The following is a 22,146-nucleotide window of genomic DNA, read 5'->3' as shown; positions in this document are numbered from 1 at the left end:
GCTGGCGTTTGCGTTGATGTATCTATTGTCTCCACAACATGTAATCGCCGCAAGTCGAAAACTTGTAACTGAAATAAGCTCTCTTATAAATAGCGCGAAAGCTCAGACAAGAACCAAAAAACTGTGAAAGCCCCTGCCTATGCGGGTTTCGTCTGCTTTTATGTACAGTGAATTGAACGATTGTGGATTTCATGCGTTAAGCTGGATTATTTTTTGGGCTATAAAATCATTGGTAACTAATTGTATGCGTGCCTAAATACGATTAAATAGCCAGCTTTGCCAGCGCAACAGCCGCCGTGGTGTCGCATAAATGCCCGTAGTGCTTTTCGATCATCGCCACGGAAGTACCGCTAATTTGCGCTACGGTCAGCAAGTCCAGGCCATCAATAACCAAGTCAGTAATGACGCTGTGACGCAAGGTGTATGCGGTCGTCTCGGCAGGCAGGCCAGCAGCCGCTACAGCGTCCTTTACCGGGCCTTTCCAGGCGTCTTTGTTCCATGCCACGCCGTCAGCCCTTGCCAGCAATGGCGCGTCAGCAGGTCGGCCCTCGGATTGTTCGGCCATGAACTTGGCAGCAGAGACAGGCAGCACAAGCCGACGGTCAGCACCAGCCTTGTCCTTGCCTATCTTCAATGCTTTGAGTCTCTTTTCAAAGTCGCCCACTTTGAGCGCGGCCAGCGCACCGGGTCGTAACGGAAGAATCGACATACCACGCAAGAAAGCGCCAACATCAGGGGCGGCATGGTCGATCAATGTCCGGCGTTGGCGGCGGTCTAAATACAGTTCGCGTCGGCGCGAGGCGTTCTTGATGGGTTTCAGATCTTCGCGCCAGGCGAAGTCAGTCGTTACCTTGCCGTCAGCAAAAGCACGATTTAGCGCGGCCCTCAATGGCGACATATCCCGGTTGATAGTGTCCTTGGCCCGTTCGCGTGTTTCGTCGCCTACCGTGACGGGTGCGGCCATCAGCGAGGCGCGAAACTTGCGGATATGGTCGCGTTTAAGTTTTGATAGTTCAATATTGGCAAGGGGTGTGTCATGTACCCAGCGGTTAAAGCGGCCTTGCGCGTCGTTGGCTGGTACATCGCCTTTCTCGCTGCGGATATGTTGGACATAGGCATTGCAGGCAGCGGCCACGGTGTAGGCTTTGGACGATCCGCCTGCCCCTAAATGGGTGAACCATTCGCGAGCCAGTTCAGACGCCTTATCGAATCGCTTACCATCTGGGTATTCATCCAGCGGCCCGAATGACGTAAATAACATTTTCCGGTGGGCATCATCCCAATACCGCGCTACCCATGTTCCAGTGCTCTCGGCAGTCATGCGGCGAAACCCGACATGACGCCCAGTAGCCAGCTTGTGCCAGTACGGTGGTCGCCGTGGGGTTAGGTTGTTTCGCGCCTTGACGCTATCAATGTTGGTGTCCATGTCGAAACTATACACGGTACTCAACAAGTACTCAAAACATTTGTGTATTTCGCTGTATCTTGGTGGACGGTTATTAACGTATTGCCCTATGAACAAAGGCTTCAGCGGATTGTTACGAATCTATAAAAAGTGCCTTCACACGGCAGGGGTCACAAGTTCGAACCTTGTACCGCCCACCAATATATCCCCAAATAAATCAAATGGTTATTGTGCCGAACACCATAATGTGGCCGGATCGGCCAGCATATAGTGTTTTTCATCATTGGCCACATTTTGGTCTATTGGCAGACATTGCGCTAGACGAGAACCATTTCATTGATACGGTCAGCCAGCTCCTTGAAGCCCTCACGCTGGTTGGCGCTGGTGTTGCTGATTAATAGGCTGATTTCCTGCACGGGGCAATACGTCTCGCGGCTGTGAGTGCCTATCTTGCTATGGTCTGCGAGAATCCACGTCTGATGGGCACGCTCTGACATGGCTCGGGCGATGGTCGCCTCGTCATGGTGAAAACTGCTAGCACCATAGCGTGCATCGATGCCCACGGGGGAGAGCAGTGCAATATCAGCATGAAAGCGTTGAATCTGGGCGATGGTTGACGAGCCTGTGGTCGCAGCTAGATGACTGCTTAGTTCGCCGCCAAGAATGATGATCTGATTGCTTTGGGCTGCTGCCTGTTGTCTGAAACTCTGTGCTGCATCCAGAGAGTTAGTAATGATGGTTAGCTCAGACAGCAAAGAGAGTTCTCTCGCGAGCAAGGTTGTGGTGCTGCCTGCATCCATAAATAAAGTGAGAGGGCGGTCAATACGCTGAGCCGCGGCCTTGGCGATGGCTTGCTTGGCTGATACGCGCAGGGTGCTGCGTTTGTCGATAGGGGGTTCGTCGCCGATGTGCACGGCACCGCCATGTACGCGCTTGAGTACGCCCATGGCCTCCAGTTCGAGGAAGTCGCGGCGTACAGTCTCGCGTGAGACCCCCAGCGCAGTCATGACCTGAGTTGTGCTCACACGTTCATAGCGTTGCAGCATGAGCTGGATGCGTTGATGGCGGGCTTCAGACCACATTTACATCACCCCTTGCGCAAGGTTAGGGCGAAAATGGTGGACCAGAGCACGCATCAGCAGCATGGCTACACTCACCACCAAAATAATGATCGTGGAAAAGGCTGCCGCTTGAGAGACAAAACCGGCTTCGTTCAAATGCATGACCGAAACCGCAGCGATATTAAGCTGTGGGGTCACCAGGAAAATTACGGCTGATAGCGTCACCATGGAGCGCATGAACAGGAAAAAGAACACAGCAAGGACGGTAGGGGCAATAAAAGGCAGGATGGCGTCGGTGAGGACGCGACGCGAACCGCCACCCAGGCAGCTTACCGCCTCTTCTAGCGCCTGAGGTACTGAGCGCATACCCGTGGCCATCGTGAGAAAACCTTGGGTGTGATAGTGATAGAAGTTGCACAGCGCAATGAGTATGGCGGTGCCGTATAGCCAATATAGAGGCGTGGACGGATCATTGAAAGCAAAGATATACGAGATCCCCAGCACGAGGCCAGGTACACCCACTGGCAGAACGGCCAACAAGTAGATTGCCTTGGCGACGGGGCCTTGTATGTATCGCGAGCCGTAGGCGAGGCAAAACAGCAGAAATACGCCGAATACAGCCGCCAAGATCGAGACATACAGCGTCGTCCAGATAGGGGCATAGCCACTGCTGATATTGACGTTGAAATTGGCCAATGTGAGCGTCATGTTATAGGGCCAGAGTTTCACGAAGCTTGCAAAGATCACGACGGCAATGATGGCGACAATACAGAATACAGTCAGGTAGGTCACTGCCCCGAACACCGTATCGCGCAAGCGTGCTCGGCCTGGTTGCAAGGGGATCTGGTTCTCGGAGGCGACACCGAATTGCTTTTGCCGGGCGACCCGTTCGATATAGACCGATATCAGCGCAGGCGTGAGCAAAATAATGCCCACGACCGAGCCCATGCCGAAGTTCTGCTGACCCGACACCTGGTTGAATATTTCGGTCGCCAGTACGCGATAGTTGCCTGCGATGACGGCAGCGTTGCCAAAGTCGGTGATGGTAATGGTAAAGACCACAAAGGCGGCGCTCAGCACGCCGAACTTGCAGTTGGGCAGTGTGATGTGAAAAAACTGCTGTGCAGGATTAGCGCCCATGACTGTTGCGGCATCGTAATAGCGCATGTCGGCGTTGCGCAGAGTTGCCTGGATGATCATGACCGCCTGGGGCAAGGCATAAAATATATCCGAGAGCAGCAGACCCCAGAATCCATAGATATCCTGCTCGATGCCTGTCCAACGATAGATTAGGCCATTGCGCCCGAGGATAAACAGCAAGCCCAAGCCTTGCACCAGCGAGGGTGCCAGCAACGGCAGCAACAGCCCCACGCGTACGGCAGATTTGCCCGGGATGCGAGTGCGCTCCAGCGCATAGGCGATGGCAAAGCCCAGAACAATGCAGACGACTGTGGTGCTAATGCTGATCGCCAGGCTATTGATGCCGGCCTGAATCAGGCCCGGTGTATCCGGGATAGCGGCATAGTTGTCCAGGCCGAATGAACCATCCAGCAGAGTAAAGCTCTGCCAAAATATAGTGGTGAGAGGGAAGACAAAAAATATAAGTAATGCCAGGGTAGGAAATACCAGGCAAGAGAACACCAGCCATTGTTCGGCGGTCCGCGGGATGAGACGTGAGATGCCGCTTCGTGGCGCTTGGATGGCGAGGGTAGATGACATAACGTAGCCCTTGAGTATCGTGTGCGTCGGCTTAGCAGCTCACCCAGCAGCATTGTGCGGGGTCGATGTCCAGACTGACGCGCGCACCTTGATGCAGGCCGTCCCGTGAGCGCCGCTCAACAATGAACTTGCGATCTGCCCACTGAATATGCACATGGCACAGATTACCCAGGAAGGTAACGGACTGGACGGTGGCTGGGCCGTTCGCCTCGCTGCGCACGGCGATATGCTCTGGGCGCACGCATAACTCAAGCCCATCGTGCTCACCCGCGGGGCGTCGTGCCATCAGTTCAGGCTGGTGTGCCTGTACCCAAGCGGTGGGCAGCAGATTGCTGATCCCTACAAAGTCTGCGACATAACGGGTCAGAGGTCGCAGATATAGGTCCTCTGGTGAGCCGACCTGCTCGATGGTGCCGTTGTTCATGCACACGATCGTATCGGCTAGCATCAAGGCCTCTTCCTGATCATGCGTCACCATAATGGTCGGAATACCCAGACGACGCTGTACATCATGGATCTCCTGGCGCATTTCATTACGTACTCGTGCATCCAGGGCCGAGAGGGGCTCATCGAGCAGGATCAAACGCGGATCGACAGCGAGCGCTCGGGCGAGCGCGACGCGTTGCTGCTGGCCACCGGAGAGCTGCCACGGAAAGCGATCCAACAAATGCGACATTTTGATGAGTGTAAGCAGTTCGCTCACCCGTTGATCAATGATGCGCTTGTTTTCGTTGCGTATGCGCAGACCGTAGCCGATATTCTGGGCCACCGTCATATTGGGGAATAGGGAATAGGACTGAAAAACAATACCAAAATTACGCTCGCGCGCTGGGGTCTGACTCAGGTCTTGGCCTTCAAACACCAACTGTCCCGTGTCTGCCTCGAGGAGTCCTGCGATGACCCGCAGTAGTGTCGTTTTGCCGCAGCCACTGGGGCCGAGCAGGCAGACGAACTCGTGCTCGCCCACGGTGAGATTGATATCGTGCAGTGCAACGTAATCGTCAAACTTTTTACTGATATTAGAAATTTCTAAAGCCATTGTGTCCCCGTGACCTTTGATTCGGGAGAGAGAAGCAATGCCCCCGCGGGCATTGCGTCGTCATCGTCCGATTACTTAGCCGTGACTTGTTGCCAGGTCTTGATGATCTGGTCGCGCGCCTTGGCTGACTGCTCGAAGTTGATGGGGAACAAGACCTTGGAGACATCTGCGGGTAGGCCTGCCTTGATGGACTGCTCGGAGGGCTTGAGACCTGGAATGGTGATGATCTCTTTGTACTTTTTGTACAAATTAGCGGCATCGGGCGACAAGGTCCAGTCGAGGAAGCGTTTGGAATCCTTCAGGTTTTTGCTTGTCGCCATGATGCCCGAGGCCTCCAGCTCATAGCCCTCCCAGTCCGAAGGGATCACCATCTTGACGGGGAAGCCTGCCTCGATGGATTGCATGGCGGGAAAAGCGAATGAGGCGCCGATGGTGTACTCGCCAGTGCGCGCCATTTTGCAAGGCTTAGAGCCTGAGGATGTGTATTGCGCGATGTTCTTGTTCAAGCGCTTGATCAGATCCCAAGCTTTATCGTCTCCCATGCCTTGGAGTATGGCGGCGATCTGCAAATAGCCTGTGCCTGACGCAGCCGGACTAGGCATGACGATTTCGCCCTTGTAGACCGGGTTGGTCAGATCTTCCCAACTTGTGGGCATGGGCAGGTTTTTACTCTTAAGCCGCTCGGTGTTCACGCAAAACGCCGCCATATAGCCAGTTGCAGCGAACCACGTGCCGTCCTTGGCTTTGTAGAGATCAGGTAGTTGCGCTGCAGCGGGAGGCAAGTAAGATTGCAGGCTGTCGTGGATGCGAGGATCCAGCATATTTGTGACGGCAAACCCCCAGATCACGTCATTACGTGGGTTTTTGCCTTCGGCCAGCATGCGTGCAGCCAGATCGCCCGTGGATAGTCGTAATACATGAAACTCCACATCAGGCATGGCTGCTTTTGCGACAGCCATGTAGTCGGATACTTCGTCATCCTCCAGAGCGGTGTAGATAGTCAAGGGATCGGCGCTGGCGATGTGGGTAACCCCTACGCCTAGCATGGTGATGGCCGCAGCCAAGATACTTCTCGTAAAGGTATTCATGGTGTCTCCTGCTTTGTGGGGAAAAAGGGCCGGTCTATGCCGACTGTGTTGCTATTTTGTGTAAATTTGCATATTTATGCAAGCTCATTCACAATGATTCCGAAACTTGTCAGGAGTTCAGTGTGATGACACTCAGTGGCCTTGAGCCTCAGATTGCAGAAATGCTCGATTTTGCACAGACAACGGTGACGCAGGCGCGTGCCGTCGCCTTGAAGTGGTTCCGACAGGCGCCCGAGATTATCACCAAGGCCGATGAGAGCCCCGTGACCATCGCTGACCGGTCTGTGGAGCAGTTTCTGCGCGATGCGATTTTGCAGCGCTATCCCGAGCACGGCATGCTGGGCGAGGAGTTCGGCCTGAGCCACCTGGATGCGCAATACCTCTGGTCTATTGATCCGATTGATGGCACGCGCAGCTTTATTTCGGGCAATCCTTTGTGGGGATGTCTGGTGGCGTTGCTACGCGATGGTGTGCCAGTTTTTGGTATCGTCGATATCCCGTTTACCGGCGAACGTTGGGTCGGGGCACAAGGACAAGGCTGCCAGTATCGTGGTGGCGCGTGCCACACTCGCCAGACCGATCGTTTACAGGACGCGATTCTGTATGCGACCTCGCCTGATATTTTTACTGGGGATGAGGCGCGGGTATTTGATGCGTTGACGCGAGCTGTATATCTGCGCCGATTTGGCGGGGACTGTTATAGCTATGCCCTGCTGGCCTCGGGGCACGTTGATCTAGTTGTCGAGGCGGGGTTGCAGCCCTACGATTACCTGGCCTTACGCCCGGTGATTGAGGAGGCGGGCGGGGTCATTACCGATTGGGCAGGGCGGCCTGTCACCATGCACTCGGATGGGCGAGTTATTGCCGCAGCCAATCCGGCTTTGCATCAGGCAGTGCTCGACATCGTCGCAGCGCGATAGCTATAGAATCAACATGCCCGGGCGTAGTCGGCGGTACGTCAGCGCATGTAGATCAGCGGTATTCTCACCGGGTGCGGCCACCACCAGAATATCGTCAGCAAGGGCTGCAAAGTCTGCACGAAAATGAACTGAGCTTTTCAATACCAGCACCCGGTATTGCGCAGGTTCGGCATTCAGGTGTCTGAACATCGCCTGGTCGGCGGCTTGCTGCTTTTTGCTGGATACAAGGATCTCGATCGTGCCGTAGCGCACCCGTGCCATGAGCCCCAGATCCATATTGCATCCCAGATAGAACGGACCAGTGCCGGTAAATCGGCCATTGCCTGTGGCGAGTATCTCAAACTCACCGGTCAGTGGCCCCGCTCCTGTACCACTGTATCCGCCTAGTGATCCCTGAATATGATGACCGATTCCGGCCTTGTGGGCGGCCAGGGCAAATGCAGGATCGCATACGATGCCTGCACAAACATCGCGCACAGACTGCTGTGCCAGGGCATGCAGGATGTCTGTCGTGTCGCCCGTCCCGCCCCCGCCTGGATTGTCCTGCGTATCTGCAAGTAGCGTCCGGCGTTCGGGGTGTGCCTGAATGAGTGCAATGGCCTCGGGAATACTGAGCAGTTTTCCCTGGAAGGTCTGGCGTGCGTCTTCGACCTTGGCATAGAGCAGATCGGCGGCCTGATCGGCCTGGGCTTGGCTGCGGCCATATGCCAAAATGGTTGGCCCACTGTCGTGAATATCGGCCAAGGGAAAGCCTGGGATGAACTGAACCTCAGGAGTATCCGAGTTTTCGAGTGAGCGAGCGTATTGCATGATTGAGCATGCGGGTTCTGCCAGCGTGCTTTGCCAAGGCATGGGAATCAGAATATTGATCTGCCGCGACGCCGTATACACCGGCTCTCCGGCGAGAATACGTTTGAGCATCTGTGCCGCGCGCGCACCGGTCTGGGCAATGTCTACGTGCGGGTAGCTGCGATAGGCCAGTAGCCCATCAGTGTGGTGCAGCATGGCCGCGCTCACATTGGCATGAAAGTCCAGTGCAGCCACCATGGGCATGTCTGGGCCGAGACGGGTGCGTAGCCGGGCCAGTAGCTCGCCTTCTGCGTCTTCGTGGGAGACCGTCACCATCGCGCCATGCAGATCCAAAAACAAGGCGTCTAGATGGGGCGCCTTATCGATCTGCTCCAGAATCTGGCTGACGATCGCCTCAAAGGCTTCATCCTCGACGGCTGCGGATGGATTCGCCGAGCACCAGAGCAAGGGAATCAGGGTATGTTCGCTGCCTTGCATGGCGGCGATAAAGCCACTGATAGCCAGGTTCATTCCTCGGGTGGCGCTGAAGATTTCGTCGCCGGTGATTAGGCCGGGCCATGCATCGGCCTCGATGAATTGCGCCAGGGTCGTGACGCCAGGCGCAAAGGTATTGGTTTCATGCAAGAAACCAAGGAGGCCGATGTGTGCCATTACAGTTTTCCGGTCAAGGCGTGACTGAGGATCTCACTGTATTGCGCGGCTGTGAACGGGATGGGATTGGTGGTCGATGCACCATCAGCCACGGCCATGTGTCCGATGTCCTCGATGCGATCATCGGGAATACCAATCTCTGCGAGCGTATGTGGGATACCTACCGAGTCACGTAACTCCAGCACCCAGTCGAGAAAGCCTTCAAAGCTGCACTTGCGCAGATTCAGATAGCGAGACAAGGTGGTGAGGCGTTCGTCGATGGCCGTATGATTAGCGCGCAATACATAAGGCATCAAGATCGCATTAAGCATGCCGTGATGAGCGTCATAGGTGGCGCCTAGCGGGTGTGCGAGTGCATGCATGGCTCCCAGCCCCTTTTGAAAGGCCGTCGCGCCCATGCTGGAGGCGACTAGCATGTGATGGCGTGCGAGCAGGTTGTGTCCGTCAGCCACGGCATCGGGTAAGTATTGCTGAACCAGACGTATGCCTTCAACAGCAATGCCTGCAGCCATAGGGTGAAAGACTGGCGAGCACAGGGCTTCGAGGTTATGCGACAAGGCGTCCATGCCGGTTGCCGCAGTCAGGAGTGCGGGCAGACCGACAGAGAGTTCGGCATCCAGGATGACCACTGCGGGCAACATATTGGCGTGGAAGATAATGCGCTTGACGTGATCGCGCTCGTCGGTGATCACCGAGGCGCGTCCGACCTCCGAGCCCGTTCCGGCTGTCGTCGGAACCGCAACCACAGGTGCCATGCCGGCGACATTCACTCTCAGGTAGTTGTCGCCAATATCCTCAAAGTCCCAGAGAGGACGATCCTGCCCGACGAGTAGCGCGACGGCCTTAGCCGCGTCCAGGGCGGAACCTCCGCCAAAGGCAATTACGCCATCGTGTTTGGATGCATGATAGGCTTTGACACCATCGACGACGTTCGCGCCGGTCGGATTGCCTTTGATGTTGGAGAAGACGTCGCAGTGCAACCCAGCCTGTTTACAGGAGGCGACGGCAGCAGTGACCATCGGCAGGCCGGCCAAGCCCGGGTCAGTGATCAGCAGAGGACGTGTCATGCCGAGCTGACGGCAATATTGTGGTAGCTCTTGGATGCGTCCGGGGCCGACTTTGATGGCGGTTGGGTAATTCCAGTTGGCGTTCAGATGTTTCATGATGGGGTAACCGCTATAGTTGGCGCAAGTGAAAGGATTTTGCTCGAGTGAGAGCCTGGTATCCCAGCGTCGAGAGGGAAATGCCATGCCCGGTATTCTTGACGCCTGTCCAGGCCAGGGCTGGGTCCAGGTAGTCGCAGCGATTCATAAAGAACGTGCCTGTCTGCACCTGACTGCCTATGCGCACTGCCGCATCAGCGTCCTGAGTAAAGACGGATGCGGTCAAACCGTAGTTGCTATCGTTCATAAGCTCGATGGCACGCTGATCCGAGGGCACAGCCATAATGCCCACAACGGGCCCGAAGCACTCTTCATTCATGACCAGCATATCGTGGTTCACGTCGGTGAGCAGTGCTGGGGCCACATAGGTACTGCCTGGCTGGGCCCGAGCGAATTTGCCTGAGTCGATCAGATTGCGTGCGCCTCGGTTTAGCGCCTGATCCAGGGTTTGGCGGATTTCGTTGGCGGACTTGGCCCGTACGACGGGACCTAGCGTGGTATTGGGGTTCATCGGATCATCAAGCACATAGGTTTCGGTGAGCGCGACAGCGCGGTCGATAAAGTCCTGGTAGATCGCCTGGTCGACATAGATACGCTGAATGCCACAGCAAGATTGCCCTGAATTGAAAAACGCACCGTCCACCAGGGTATCCACCGCGTGGCCTAGGTCTGCGTCGGCACGCACATAGGCAGGATCATTGCCTCCTAGCTCCAGCCCCTTGCCGATAAATCGACCAGTGGCCGCCTCCTCGATTGCAGTGCCGCCCCGCACGGACCCGGTGAATGACACATAGTCGATATAGGGCGATTGAATGATTTGGCGGATGGTGTCATGGGTGGCGTGAATATATTGAAACAGCCCTTCGGGCAATCCAGCGGCGCTAAAGGCTTCAACGAGCTGCTCGGCGCACAGTGGTGTCTGATCTGAGTGTTTGAGGATCACGCTATTGCCTGCCACCAGAGCTGGCACGATGCTGTTGACCGCCGTGAGTAGAGGATAGTTCCAGGGCGCGACGGTCAATACGGTACCGACGGGCTCGCGCAAAATATAACGATCGAGCTTGTCCTGCTTGGCGGGATATATGGGTGCCAGGGCTTCGGGAGCGATGGCGATCATATGACGTGCGCGATCCTCAAAGCCACGCAACTCGCCGGGTGTGTAGCGGATCGGACGGCCCATCTGTTCGGTGATGGACTGTGCCATAGCGTCGCTGCGAGCGACCACCGCATCCACGCAGGCGCTTACCAAAGCGCAGCGCTGTGCAAGAGGAACACGCGCCCATTCATGCTGCGCACGTCGAGCGGTGCGCAAGGCACGTGCGATGTCGGTCTCGCTGGTGTAGGGTCGACGCAGGAGTTCACGCCCATCTATGGGGCTGATAGTGATCAGTTCGTTCATGTCAGATGATCTCGAAATAACGCTGGAGTTCCCAGTCAGTTACGTACTCACGGAATTTACGCTCTTCCCACTCGCGTGTGGCGGCCATATGTTCGACAAAGGGTTCGCCAAACAGCTCATGAGCAGCTTCTGAGGCACGTAGCCGCTGGGCGGCATCCCACAGAGTGCTGGGGAATTTCAGATGCTCGGGGAATGATTGAGTATAGGCGTTGCCGAAGGTGAGTTCCGGCTCGAGTTTCTGCTCGATGCCCAGCAAGCCCGAACCCAGACCCGCTGCCAAGGCAATGTAGGGGTTAGCGTCGGCTGAGCCGATGCGGATCTCCACACGCTGACTTTTTTCTGAGCCCGGAATGATGCGTAGTGCTGTGGTGCGGTTCTCGACCCCCAGACTGGCTTCGAGGGGCGCCCAATAGCCGGGCACCAGACGGGTGTAACTATTGATGGTTTGCGCATACATGGCCATCATTTCGGGCATATAGCGCTGTTGCCCTGCAACGAAATGGCGCTGCAGATCACTCATGCTGTGTTCTTTGGTGGGGTCGTAAAATACGTTCTTCCCCGATTTCAGATCGCATAGCGACATGTGAATATGGCCGCTTTGTCCCGCGTGTTTATGGGACCACTTGGCCATAAAAGTTGCCATCAGGCCTTGTTGTTCGGCCAACGCCTTGGTGAAGGTCTTGAACAAAAAGCCCTTGTCAGCGGCAGCATTGATCCGGTCTACCGCGATGGCGGCTTCGAGCACGCCTGGTCCGGTCTCGGTATGCAGACTCTCAATTGGGATATCCATTTGCTCGGTCAAATCGATCAATTGCTTGTAGAAGTCTGAGTTGACGGTGCTGCGCAACACTGAGTAGCCAAAATTTCCTGGAGTCCAGGACTCCAGGTTCCGATATTGCTTTTCTCGTATGGTCTTTGGGGTCTCATTGAACATGAAAAATTCATATTCCAGCGCTGAAAAAACGTCAAAACCCATATCGCTCGCTCTGTCTACAACGCGGTGCAGCAGACGACGCGGGCAGACGCCAGCGGCAGGGCCATCGAGTTCAGCGATGAAAAACAGCATGGCTTCGCCATTGGCTCCGTGCTCTAAGGGTAGGCGCCGGCAACTGCTCGGGTCAATGCGTACCTGGGCGTCCGGGTAGGCGGTATGCCAGCCTGTGAATTTTGCATTGTCGTAGAGGTCGTCATTGGAGTCCCACCCCATGACGACGTCGCAAAATACGAAGCCATCGCGCAAGGCGCCGATGAACTTGTCCTTGCGCATGTACTTACCGCGTATCACGCCATCGATGTCGGATAAGCCCAATTTGATGTGCGTCAGGCCGCTAGCTTCGACGAGCTTTATAGCGTCTTCTGTCGTTTTGATAGAGCGTTCTTGCATGATGAACCTTCGTATGTCTCAGTGACGATGGGCGGAATCGGGCATTGCGCCCGCACCTGTTATGACCTCATCGTCGTGCCTTGGGAGATTGTGAGCTATCGAAAATTGGCACACCACTATCGGAATTTGGCAAATCTTTGTAATTAGTAGCGTGAGAGGAGTTGGGGACGTGAGCGGCACGCTGCCAGGGTGGTGCGTCAGAGCAGGGCGTGGTCAGGCGTAGTTGACGTGAGCGACGGTCTGAGAAGGCGTCTCGCCAAAGAGCTTGCGATAATCGGCCGAGAATTGTCCCAAGTGGTAAAAGCCCCAGGATAAGGCGGCCTCGGTGACTGGGTTACGACGCGTGGTATCTGTGCGCAGATCGCGTCGTACCTGGTTGAGTTTGAGGATACGCAAATAATTCAAGGGCGCCATGCCTACAACGTCTTGAAAACAATACTGCAGGGTGCGACGACTGACGTGCAAGGCGCGGCATAAATCGGGGATTGAGATGCCCTCAGTGGGCGCTGCAAGTACAATGTCGCGCGCCCGCTCGACGATGCGGTGGCGGTTCAGGTTTCTGGCTATGCTGGGCGCAGGTGCGGTACTGGTACAGAGCAGCGGCGCTAGGTAGGAGAGGATTCGATCCTCAAAGGAATAATAGGGTGGTGTGTGAGTATCGTGAGCGGTTTGTTTCGCGTTCAGCATATTAATCAGAGCGCCGCAGACCTCGACCTTGGCCTGTGCACTGACGGCCATGACGCCTTGCTTGCGCGTGATCTGGCTGCTGTCTACCTGTTCGACGTCCTGGAGATAGCGTGCAAAGATATCTTCATCGATCACGATGCCGATGATGTCAAAGTCTGCCGGTGTAAAGAGCTCGAATTGAGTGCCGCCTTGCTTGAAGGCGATGGAGTGCTCGGGAATGTCTATCGTGCCCATGCGCGCACCACCTGTGCGAGATACGGGGATGCCAAACCATAGGGCTTTGGACCAGGCAGCACAGGATTGGTGCAGGATTTGATTGGTCGATTCCAGGAAAAGCTGCGTATGCGGCAGCCACAGCTCGGTGATTTGACCGGCAAAGGTCCCTGCCGAAAACTGGTTGTATTCTTGTACCCAGCGGCTGAGGTTATGGGCATGATCGTCTGCATCAGCAGACGTCGTGATACGCCACTGGGCGTTGTGCCCGCGCTTTCCCTGCATAGTTATGCTCCAGATTCTGGTGCAGGTTAACGTGTAATCCAGCTTGGTTGAATGAGGGTAAATACGGCTATTAGCCTTCCTGCCCGCATGGTCGACCCTTAAAAGACTAGGGGAGGGCACAGACCATTAGTCGAGAATACTCCACAACAGGTATTTAGTATTGTTTGGGATGCTCCATGACTCGAATAGTCTTGCAAGAAGCTCTGACCTATCTGCAAACACTGCAAAAAAGCTATAACCCCCGATGAGTGGGGCGAACTTCTGAAGAAACCCATATTGGTAGACGATGATAGTTAGAAAACCACTGTGCCTTGCGTTGGTCTGGCACCGTACATTCCAGGCTTTGTGTGTTTACGGATAAGGGCACTGAAGGCCATGCTGGCTCGCGTTTGCTCGTGGGCATCCTTGAACATTAGGCCATGGGTGCGGATGGGGGTGGGGCCTTCGAGGGGAATGACTTGTACAGGAATACTGTGGTGTGCGATTGCGCTGGGCGCAACAATAGTACCTACATGTTCTCGTACTACTAAACCCAGCATCGCTGGGATAGTATTCATTTCAGCGATGATATTTGGCTGGGCGCCTGCTGCGTTAAAACATTCATCAAGCAGACGTCTGGTGGAAAATTTTTTTGGCAACAGAACCAGTGACTCGCGATGAAGCTCGGCTACCCGCAAGCGTCTGCGCGTTGCCAATATATGCTTGTTCGCCACGACCAAGGCGAGTTCCTCGTTGAATAGTGGTTCAAACCTTATTGTTTCTTGCAGTTCGGGTCGGTACCCAATGCCGATATCCAGCTCTTCTGCCATGAGCCCGTCAGTGATCGCGTCGGCCGATAGTTCGTCAATGACAATCTTGACAGTGGTGTTCTCTCTAAGAAAAAGTGCCACACAATCGGGAAGAAAACTCTGATTAAAAGTGGATGTAGTGCCTATGTGCACGGTACCTGTAATTGGCGCGACGGCCTGTTTTAGTTCGCCCAGACCCTCATCGATGACTTCAAGCGCACGGTTGGCATAAGCCAGAAACGATTCGCCAGCCTCGGTCAGTACGACACGCTTGCCGTTGCGGTCAAACAAACGTTGGCCGATCTCATCTTCAAGTTGGCGTATTTGATGTGACAGTGTCGACTGCGTTACGTGCACGCGCTCGGCAGCACGGGTGAAGTTAAGTGACCCCGCCAATGCAATGAAATATCGTAAATGCCTCAGTTCCATGACGAGAATGTTTAGATTGCTATCGATGCCATCGATCATAGCTGATTAAAACAATCATTTCTGTATTTCATAACTGGCAATTAGACTGATACCAGCTTCAAGCTCTAGAACAATGAATAAATGAAGTCAGGCCTACAACAAGGAGGAGTAATCATGAGTCTATCTATAAAAAATCCGTTTAATAAATATCCGCCGTACCGTCTTATGGCCGCTTTTGTTTCTGCGCCTTTAGCGTTTATGGCGACGCCAGCCCTATCTGCGGACTTTCCGACGAAGGCAGTGAACTTGGTCGTACCGTTTGGTCCTGGCACCACGACTGACACCATTTCGCGACTCGTCGCCGACAAAATGTCCAAGAAACTGGGTCAGCCCATTGTGGTGAGCAACAAGGCAGGCGCTGGTGGCACAATCGGTACAGCGCAAGTTGCACGCAGTGCTCCCGATGGTTACACCATTCTGATGGGCACGGTTGGAACCCATGCCATTAATACAGAACTGTATTCCAAGCGAGGTTATGAACCGAAAACAGATTTCAAGCCCATCGCTTTCGTTGGGCAAACGCCAACGTTTCTGGTGGTGAGTGGCGATTCGCCTTACCATTCTGTAAAAGAGCTTGCCGAGGCTGCGAACACGCCGAAAGGCATCATGTTCTCATCTGCTGGAAGCGGCACATCGGGTCATCTGGCTGGTGAATTACTTAAAGATCGGCTCGGCGTAGCGATGCTGCATGTCCCATATAAGGAGGGGGCCATGGCTATGCAGGATGTGATGTCAGGAGAGGTTCAGTTCATGTTCTATCACCCCGCTGCCGTGTTACCCCATGTAAAGAGCGGCGCGTTGCGCGCCATAGGTGTGTCTAGCAGTCGACGCAGTATTGCAGCACCCGATGTGCCCAGCATCGCAGAGCAAACCAACAGTGATTTCGACTTGGTCGCCTGGTTCATGATGTATGCCCCTGCCGGGGTGCCTGAGCCCGTCATGGCCAAACTGAAAGAGGCTGCTGCTGATGTGTTGGCCGATCCGGACCTGATTGAGAGACTGAAGCAACAAGGGGTAGAGCCAGGTGGCGAATCTACCAAAGATTTGGCTAAGTTCGAGGCCGACGAGACCAAAAAATGGGCTGAACTTGTCAGGAACTCAGGTGCAAAAGTTAACTAGTATGCCCAAACAATTCGTCTATACCGCACAGCCCACGCGGGTGGTTTTTGGTGCAGACGCGTGGCATACGCTCAAGGCTGAGATCGGCCTGCTAGGGGCGCAGAAAGCGCTCGTGCTTTGCACGGCACGCCAGCGTGGGCTGGCTGAGCAGGCTTATGGAGCGCTTGGAAAAAGCGCTGCGGCCATCTACGACCAAGCAACCATGCACGTACCCTTGGCAGTTGTTCAAGAGGCACGGGTTGCATTAACCAGGTCAAATGCCGATTGCCTGATTGCAATTGGGGGTGGTTCCACGATAGGCCTGGCGAAGGCGCTGGCCTTGGGTACCGGGCTCCCGATACTGGCTGTGCCCACGACCTATTCCGGGTCGGAAATGACGTCCGTGTATGGTGTGACCGAGAGCGGTACAAAAAAGACTGGTAAGGATGCCCGTGTATTGCCAAAGACGGTTATTTACGACCCTCAACTGACCATGAAGCTGCCGTATGATATTTCGGTAACCAGCGGCATGAATGCCATTGCTCATGCTGCAGAGGGCCTGTACGCCCAAGACAGCAACCCGATGATTACATTATTGGCCGAAGAGGGCATACGAGCCATGGCAAGCGGCCTGCGTCAACTTCAGCACCAGAAGAATGATGTAAACGCTCGGGAGCAATGCCTTTACGGTGCGTGGCTTTGTGGCACTGTACTTGGTAGTGCTGGTATGGCTTTGCATCATAAGCTGTGCCATACCTTGGGGGGCAGCTTTAATCTGCCGCATGCTCAGACGCATTCCATCGTTCTTCCCTATGCCATGGCCTATAACGCCTCGTTCGCACCCAGTGCAATGCAACGCATCTCCTGCGCGTTGCAGCGATCAAATCAGTCTGCTGCTTCAGCCCTATATGACCTCGCACAAGAACTGGGTGCCCCTATGGCTTTACGCGCAATAGGCATGCGTGCAGCTGATCTGGATCAGGCCGCAGACATTGCGGTCGCGCAACCGTACTGGAATCCTCGTCCTGTCGAGCGCGACCACATTCGCACGCTTTTGCAATACGCGTTCGAAGGGCTGCGGCCTGAATAAATTAACTTGCTTCAAACACACACCTTGCTGGAACAGTGCCCCAGCACAACGCCGCGCATACGCTTTTCAGGAACGACATGAAAATAGGTAAAGAAACTATTCCGCACTCGGCCATTTGCACTTCGAACTCAGAAACTATCGTAGTGCGAGGAAAGGATCTGGCCCAGGAGCTTATTGGGAAAATATCCTTCACAGATTATTTTTTTCTATTGGTTACTGGTCAAGAACCCACGCCAGCCGCCACAACCGTGTTGAATGCAACGTTGGTTGCCATCGCGGAACATGGCCTCGTTCCGAGCGTGCAAGCCAGTCGGATGACACTGGCGGCAGCCCCTGACGCACTGCAGGGCGCCGTAGCGGCAGGTATTTTAGGTTGTGGTTCCGTGATTCTTGGCGCCTCCGAAACGGCTGGCAGGCTTCTTGAAGAGGTCAGGGTGCGTGCTGACGGCGACAATAATTACAGCGAGGCAGCCAAGCAGGTGATCGGAGAATACCGTAATGCCCGGCGCGCCATTCCTGGCTATGGCCATCCACTGCATAAAGAGCGCGATCCTCGTGTGTCGGCACTATTTGGCGTGGCTGAAGCAGCCGGCGCCGATATGACTTACATACAAATTGCTGACGCGATCGAGAACGTGATCCCGGAAATCATTGGCAAAAACCTGATGTTGAATGTTTCGGCGGCTATTCCTGCTGCGTTACTCGGTGTGGGCTTTCCAATAACTGCCTTGAGGGGTGTGCCTATTCTTGCCCGGACCGCCGGTCTTATTGGGCATCTGACTGAAGAGTTACAGAAACCCATAGGCTTTGCACTGTCGTATCAAGCCACGCGCGATTATGTTTACGACGGAGACACGCCAGAAGGCTTTTCCGCAAGCAACACCTAGTATCTATGATTTGCACCGGAGTTTCATCATGATTAAAGTTCTGAATGGCGTTCGCGTATTGGAACAAGGAACCTTTATTACCGGCCCGGCAGCGGGAATGTTGCTGGGCGACATGGGCGCCGATGTCATCAAAATAGAACAACCTGAAACGGGAGACCCGTTTCGCGCGTTCAAAGGGGGCTTATACAGCCCACACTTCCAGACCTACAATCGCAACAAGCGCAGCGTCACGTTGAACACCAAGAATGCTGAGGACCTCGCGATCTTCGACGAGTTAATTAGTACTGCTGATGTTTATATTCAGAACTTTCGGCCGGGGGCTGCAGAGCGATTGAATGTTGGTGAGGAGCGTCTGCGCAAACTAAACCCTCGTTTGATTTATTGTTCGATTAGCGGATTTGGGCCTACAGGCCCGGCCGCCAGTCGACCCGCCTATGATTCAGTAGCTCAGGCTGCCAGTGGCTTTTTAGGTCTTCTTATCAACCCAGAAAACCCACGTGTTGTTGGCCCCGCGCTGGCCGATTCCATCACCGGTTTCTATGCTGCGTATGGTGTGCTCGGAGCGCTACACGAACGCCATCAGACAGGTGTTGGCCGCAAGGTTGAGGTGTCCATGCTGGAAGCCATGACACACTTTAACCTGGACGCGTTTACTCATTTTTATTCGGCAGGTGAGGTCATGGGGCCTTACAGTCGGCCCAGCGTCTCACAGTCGTATGTCATGAAATGCGCCGATGGTAAGTGGCTCGCACTGCATATGTCTTCGCCTGAAAAGTTCTGGCAAGGCCTTGCCAATGCGATGGAGCAATCCCAGCTGTTTAAGGACCCTCGGTTTTCGGATCGTAACGGGCGTATCGAAAACCAAGAAGCCTTGATTGATATCCTCGGCCCAATTTTTGCGCAACGGACGCGACCGGAATGGTGTCGCCGCCTGGAGGCCGAAGATGTGCCGCACGCTCCCATGTACGATGCCAGTGAAGCCTTGGAAGATCCACAAGCTAAGCATCTGGGGCTGCTTGTTTCGGGCCACCACAAAACCATGGGTGAGTTCCGCACTGTACGCTCTCCAGTTTCGTTTGACGGTGAGCGCAGCACAGAAGTCATACCGCCACCGGTTCTGGGTGAGCACAATAACGATGTTCTGAAAGAATTGCGCGAGCGGTTGGGCTCCATGCAGGAGGACTAATACGGTGAGAAGAGGTGTGGTTGGCGAACTGGAACTTCACGTTACGCGACAGCCAGTATCCGCAAATCCAGTTGGGGCAAATGCTGCAAGTGCATATAATTGAGCTACGTAAAGCTGAAGGGTTGCGTGAACTGACTGCGCCGTTGCTGGCCTGGATCGCATGCCTGTTGCACAACCTGGATGAGGCTGCCATGACCGCAATTACCCACCCACCTGTACAAGAAGCCCTGACCCATCTGCAAACGCTGTATTCAGACGAAGAACTGCGACTGGCAGCAGAGCGCCGAGAACAGGCGCTGGTTGATGCCGAAGATATGCTGGATCAGGCGCGATACGAGGGTGAGCAGAAGGGGCTACAGAAAGGACAGCAACAAGGAATTCTGCAAGGCCAGGCACAGCTGCTTGCGCGTTTACTCGAGTGCAAGTTCGGCCCCTTGCCGCCGCATTACCAAACGCTACTCTCACAAGCCAGCACCGATCAATTGCAAAACTGGTCATTGAGCCTGCTAGATGCCGAGAGTATTGAAAGCGTATTTGTTTGACGTGATTTGGCGCTCTTTGTACAAAGGTTGACCGACAAAATAGATGTAACGGCATTCCCCCGGCGGCATCAAAGAGAATCGGCTCACACCTTACCAATAAAGCCGCAGCTGTCGAAAGTCGAACAGGCAAGGGAAGGCTGAGGCATCCAAGCAGATTTTCGTGTGGGCACAGAATCAGAGGAGAGGGGGGCGGAGCGCTGACGTATCTAAACTGCCGGAACGCAGGGGAGATACTCTCCCGTCTGACTAATTGTCTTTTTCCTGCGTCCCGTTATCTGTCACGACAGCTAACGGCGACCCACTTACCCCCACAGAAAATGCACTCCCGCCTCCTGCAGGCGGAACGGTGACGGTTAACGCAGTACCCCAAGCACCTTGGCGATATTCCTGAACCTGATATGTCTGTAGTTGCCCTGCGTTGCGGGCCACGATATACAAAACGCCATTTATCACACGCAAGGCGGGCGAAGAAGCCACATTGACTGACAGTTTTTTGGCCTGAGCATTTTCGTAAAGCCAGAGTGCACCGCCTGGGTGATCGACGACGGCGACGATGACGTTGCCGTGCTCGTTCAGGCCAGCGGCTGGCTTGCCTACGAAACTTATGCCCAGGTCGGTGGCCGTATTCCAAATGGCTGGGGAAGGCGTGTCTGCAGCGCTATTTGCTTGGGCCGCCTGCACGATCCGCAGCAAATGATTGCTTTCCCGGTCGCGCAGGTAAAGTTCGATCAGGCCGTGTGCATTACGTAGCGCCGCCAACCCACCGAGAGCGGCCGGCGCGGCGATCTCATTCCACGATGACCAGTGTTCTGCATCTTCGGCAGCAATCTGCTGCACGGTAAAAAGCCTGCCCTCGACGTCGGTCGCAAAGATGACCAGTCGGCCTGCCGCGTCGGTTGTTATGGCAAGATCGCCAGAGGCTTGCTGCAGCACTGGCAATGGCTGCCAGGCTGCCCAGCGGTTTTCTGTGCTCGAAGCGGTCGCCCAATAGAGCAGCCCGTCGTTGGCAAGCGCAACCGCTGCCGTTTTCACCTCTGACGTTACAGTGGGAAGGCGAGGAAATCGTGCCCCCACCATGCCTTGCCATCCTTGCCAGCTCTCATCAGGGTTTTGCTTGTTGGTCCAGATGATGCCCAGCGCGTCACGTGCCAGAAACCCGTTTGTTGCATCCGGGTAAGCAAATGAAGCGAGTGAATCGGGGGTGCGACCGCCTAGTGCGCTCCAGGTTTGCTTACGGCTGTTCCAGATATTGGCGGCGTCGTTAACTTCGCCTTTGGCCAGGATCAGTATGCCGCCTTCTGGGTCTGTAAAGAGTGCGGGTGTAATGTTGTGCCGCGATACATAGTAAGAGCGGCCGACCCACGATGCCTCGGGGCCAGCGGGCGCAATGCAATTCTGTGGATCTGGGCAGGCGTGGTAGTCTTTCCAGGCATAGCGGCGAAACGCTTCGGTCTTCTTGTTGATTTCCTTTTCATCCAGGTTGATTTGGCGTTCTTGCGTGGGGTAGTCGACATAGGCGACTTCCGCGTAGTTGCCATGGGCAAGCTTAATGGCGTCGCGAACCAGCCTGGCGCTGGCAATGTGATCGGGGTGGCCATGCCCAATACAACGCCAGCACAGCTCGGTATAAGGGATGTTAATCGTGTCATCCAGGTGGCGTACCGTGGTGGGGCCGTAGCCCTGGATGATGCTGGCGATGGTGGCCACGAGGTCTGCCCGACTATACGTTTCATGGTAAGAGCCCAGCGTGTCGACAGTATTGCCTGCTATGGATTCGGTCTGGCTCAATGGGGTCAGGCTGCCCCATCCCTTACCCAGCCACGGGTCTTTCAGGCGCATATGTATAAGTTGCAGCTTTGGATCACCGGTCAGCGTGAAGCGCGTAAGGTGGTAAGCGCCTACAGCAACCGTATCCTGCGTCCATACATCAGGCTTGTTTGCCAGGTAGGCATAGGCGGCACGCACGCCGCGTTCGCGCGCCAGCATGTAGTCTTCGCCTGCCCGGCGTTCGCTGGCCGTCAGGTAAACCGTCAGCATGCATCCGCCCGCATCAATGTTGGCGGAAACATCGGGATTCATGAACAGCAGGTCGTCGTCCAGATGCGCAGCGAAGATCAGGTCTTTGCTGCCATTGCAATCGTGGATGGAGGGGGGTAAGGGCAGCGCGGTTGCCACATTAGCAAATAAAAACCCAATGCAGCAAAGTAATGCCAAGCGTATGGCAGTGACAATGCGGACTGAAATCGGGGTCATTCGTGATAGC

The 22,146-nt window shown here is 55.0% G+C and carries 18 protein-coding genes; 6 read left to right on the top strand and 12 right to left on the bottom strand.

Features of this window, described 5'->3' with window-relative positions; all coding sequences use genetic code 11:
• Positions 1-262: 262 nt before the first annotated feature.
• The 5 genes from FQ179_RS12490 to FQ179_RS12470 all read right to left on the bottom strand — a co-directional run bounded on the left by FQ179_RS12490 (position 263) and on the right by FQ179_RS12470 (position 6,312).
• The gene (locus tag FQ179_RS12490) at positions 263-1,426 is read right to left on the bottom strand and encodes a tyrosine-type recombinase/integrase (protein WP_149397596.1); all 1,164 of its coding nucleotides are present in this window, start codon (positions 1,424-1,426) and stop codon (positions 263-265) included.
• A 296-nt stretch (positions 1,427-1,722) separates the two neighbouring features.
• Positions 1,723-2,487, bottom strand: coding sequence for a DeoR/GlpR family DNA-binding transcription regulator (locus tag FQ179_RS12485; protein WP_149397595.1), 765 nt, complete (start codon positions 2,485-2,487; stop codon positions 1,723-1,725).
• Complete coding sequence (locus FQ179_RS12480) at positions 2,488-4,185, bottom strand: ABC transporter permease subunit (protein ID WP_149397594.1); 1,698 nt, start codon at positions 4,183-4,185, stop codon at positions 2,488-2,490.
• 31 nt (positions 4,186-4,216) lie between these two features.
• Positions 4,217-5,224, bottom strand: a complete 1,008-nt coding sequence (locus FQ179_RS12475; RefSeq protein WP_149397593.1) for an ABC transporter ATP-binding protein — start codon at positions 5,222-5,224, stop codon at positions 4,217-4,219.
• Positions 5,225-5,295: 71 nt separating this feature from the next.
• Positions 5,296-6,312: an ABC transporter substrate-binding protein gene (locus tag FQ179_RS12470; protein ID WP_149397592.1), complete on the bottom strand. Its 1,017-nt coding sequence runs from the start codon at positions 6,310-6,312 to the stop codon at positions 5,296-5,298.
• 125 nt (positions 6,313-6,437) lie between these two features.
• On the opposite strand from FQ179_RS12470, the gene hisN reads away from it, so the two are divergent.
• A complete protein-coding gene (gene hisN / locus FQ179_RS12465; protein WP_149397718.1) occupies positions 6,438-7,232 on the top strand; it encodes a histidinol-phosphatase in 795 nt (264 codons plus the stop codon).
• On the opposite strand, the gene FQ179_RS12460 is transcribed toward hisN, so the two are convergent.
• The 6 genes from FQ179_RS12460 to FQ179_RS12435 all read right to left on the bottom strand — a co-directional run bounded on the left by FQ179_RS12460 (position 7,233) and on the right by FQ179_RS12435 (position 15,041).
• Positions 7,233-8,693: a M81 family metallopeptidase gene (locus FQ179_RS12460; protein ID WP_149397591.1), complete on the bottom strand. Its 1,461-nt coding sequence runs from the start codon at positions 8,691-8,693 to the stop codon at positions 7,233-7,235.
• The gene (locus FQ179_RS12455; protein ID WP_149397590.1) at positions 8,693-9,856 is read right to left on the bottom strand and encodes an iron-containing alcohol dehydrogenase; all 1,164 of its coding nucleotides are present in this window, start codon (positions 9,854-9,856) and stop codon (positions 8,693-8,695) included. The genes FQ179_RS12460 and FQ179_RS12455 overlap by 1 nt, the downstream gene beginning before the upstream one ends.
• A 13-nt stretch (positions 9,857-9,869) precedes the next feature.
• Positions 9,870-11,255, bottom strand: a complete 1,386-nt coding sequence (locus FQ179_RS12450) for an aldehyde dehydrogenase family protein (protein WP_149397589.1) — start codon at positions 11,253-11,255, stop codon at positions 9,870-9,872.
• Position 11,256: 1 nt separating this feature from the next.
• A complete protein-coding gene (locus FQ179_RS12445) occupies positions 11,257-12,639 on the bottom strand; it encodes a glutamine synthetase family protein (RefSeq protein ID WP_149397588.1) in 1,383 nt (460 codons plus the stop codon).
• Between the two features lie 213 nt (positions 12,640-12,852).
• On the bottom strand, positions 12,853-13,824 hold the full coding sequence (locus tag FQ179_RS22850; RefSeq protein ID WP_149397587.1) for a helix-turn-helix domain-containing protein: 972 nt from the start codon (positions 13,822-13,824) through the stop codon (positions 12,853-12,855).
• A gap of 293 nt (positions 13,825-14,117) precedes the next feature.
• Positions 14,118-15,041, bottom strand: a complete 924-nt coding sequence (locus FQ179_RS12435; RefSeq protein ID WP_149397586.1) for a LysR substrate-binding domain-containing protein — start codon at positions 15,039-15,041, stop codon at positions 14,118-14,120.
• A gap of 153 nt (positions 15,042-15,194) precedes the next feature.
• Between FQ179_RS12435 and FQ179_RS12430 the strand changes: the two genes are divergently transcribed.
• The 5 genes from FQ179_RS12430 to FQ179_RS12410 all read left to right on the top strand — a co-directional run bounded on the left by FQ179_RS12430 (position 15,195) and on the right by FQ179_RS12410 (position 19,883).
• Complete coding sequence (locus FQ179_RS12430; protein ID WP_149397585.1) at positions 15,195-16,199, top strand: tripartite tricarboxylate transporter substrate binding protein; 1,005 nt, start codon at positions 15,195-15,197, stop codon at positions 16,197-16,199.
• Position 16,200: 1 nt separating this feature from the next.
• Positions 16,201-17,268 (top strand): maleylacetate reductase, encoded by a 1,068-nt coding sequence (locus tag FQ179_RS12425; RefSeq protein WP_149397584.1) that lies wholly within the window; start codon positions 16,201-16,203, stop codon positions 17,266-17,268.
• A gap of 77 nt (positions 17,269-17,345) precedes the next feature.
• The gene (locus tag FQ179_RS12420; RefSeq protein ID WP_149397583.1) at positions 17,346-18,155 is read left to right on the top strand and encodes a citryl-CoA lyase; all 810 of its coding nucleotides are present in this window, start codon (positions 17,346-17,348) and stop codon (positions 18,153-18,155) included.
• A 28-nt stretch (positions 18,156-18,183) separates the two neighbouring features.
• Complete coding sequence (locus tag FQ179_RS12415) at positions 18,184-19,341, top strand: CaiB/BaiF CoA-transferase family protein (protein WP_149397582.1); 1,158 nt, start codon at positions 18,184-18,186, stop codon at positions 19,339-19,341.
• 20 nt (positions 19,342-19,361) lie between these two features.
• Positions 19,362-19,883: a DUF4351 domain-containing protein gene (locus tag FQ179_RS12410; RefSeq protein ID WP_149397581.1), complete on the top strand. Its 522-nt coding sequence runs from the start codon at positions 19,362-19,364 to the stop codon at positions 19,881-19,883.
• 246 nt (positions 19,884-20,129) lie between these two features.
• Here the strand turns inward: FQ179_RS12410 and FQ179_RS12405 are convergent, their stop codons facing one another.
• Positions 20,130-22,136: a PIG-L family deacetylase gene (locus FQ179_RS12405; protein ID WP_149397580.1), complete on the bottom strand. Its 2,007-nt coding sequence runs from the start codon at positions 22,134-22,136 to the stop codon at positions 20,130-20,132.
• Between the last annotated feature and the right edge of the window lie 10 nt (positions 22,137-22,146).

This window comes from Pusillimonas sp. ANT_WB101, from assembly GCF_008369125.1.
In the GTDB taxonomy this organism is placed as follows: domain Bacteria; phylum Pseudomonadota; class Gammaproteobacteria; order Burkholderiales; family Burkholderiaceae_B; genus Allopusillimonas.
Note: the sequence above shows the minus strand (reverse complement) of the source record. Positions and strands in the feature narration are given on the sequence as shown.

Excerpts from the sequence above, each read along its gene's own strand:
- FQ179_RS12490 (WP_149397596.1), bottom strand. The coding sequence starts at position 1,426 with ATGGACACCAACATTGATAGCGTCAAGGCGCGAAACAACCTAACCCCA.
- FQ179_RS12485 (WP_149397595.1), bottom strand. The coding sequence starts at position 2,487 with ATGTGGTCTGAAGCCCGCCATCAACGCATCCAGCTCATGCTGCAACGC.
- FQ179_RS12480 (WP_149397594.1), bottom strand. The coding sequence starts at position 4,185 with ATGTCATCTACCCTCGCCATCCAAGCGCCACGAAGCGGCATCTCACGT.
- FQ179_RS12475 (WP_149397593.1), bottom strand. The coding sequence starts at position 5,224 with ATGGCTTTAGAAATTTCTAATATCAGTAAAAAGTTTGACGATTACGTT.
- FQ179_RS12470 (WP_149397592.1), bottom strand. The coding sequence starts at position 6,312 with ATGAATACCTTTACGAGAAGTATCTTGGCTGCGGCCATCACCATGCTA.
- hisN (WP_149397718.1), top strand. The coding sequence starts at position 6,438 with ATGACACTCAGTGGCCTTGAGCCTCAGATTGCAGAAATGCTCGATTTT.
- FQ179_RS12460 (WP_149397591.1), bottom strand. The coding sequence starts at position 8,693 with ATGGCACACATCGGCCTCCTTGGTTTCTTGCATGAAACCAATACCTTT.
- FQ179_RS12455 (WP_149397590.1), bottom strand. The coding sequence starts at position 9,856 with ATGAAACATCTGAACGCCAACTGGAATTACCCAACCGCCATCAAAGTC.
- FQ179_RS12450 (WP_149397589.1), bottom strand. The coding sequence starts at position 11,255 with ATGAACGAACTGATCACTATCAGCCCCATAGATGGGCGTGAACTCCTG.
- FQ179_RS12445 (WP_149397588.1), bottom strand. The coding sequence starts at position 12,639 with ATGCAAGAACGCTCTATCAAAACGACAGAAGACGCTATAAAGCTCGTC.
- FQ179_RS22850 (WP_149397587.1), bottom strand. The coding sequence starts at position 13,824 with ATGCAGGGAAAGCGCGGGCACAACGCCCAGTGGCGTATCACGACGTCT.
- FQ179_RS12435 (WP_149397586.1), bottom strand. The coding sequence starts at position 15,041 with ATGGAACTGAGGCATTTACGATATTTCATTGCATTGGCGGGGTCACTT.
- FQ179_RS12430 (WP_149397585.1), top strand. The coding sequence starts at position 15,195 with ATGAGTCTATCTATAAAAAATCCGTTTAATAAATATCCGCCGTACCGT.
- FQ179_RS12425 (WP_149397584.1), top strand. The coding sequence starts at position 16,201 with ATGCCCAAACAATTCGTCTATACCGCACAGCCCACGCGGGTGGTTTTT.
- FQ179_RS12420 (WP_149397583.1), top strand. The coding sequence starts at position 17,346 with ATGAAAATAGGTAAAGAAACTATTCCGCACTCGGCCATTTGCACTTCG.
- FQ179_RS12415 (WP_149397582.1), top strand. The coding sequence starts at position 18,184 with ATGATTAAAGTTCTGAATGGCGTTCGCGTATTGGAACAAGGAACCTTT.
- FQ179_RS12405 (WP_149397580.1), bottom strand. The coding sequence starts at position 22,136 with ATGACCCCGATTTCAGTCCGCATTGTCACTGCCATACGCTTGGCATTA.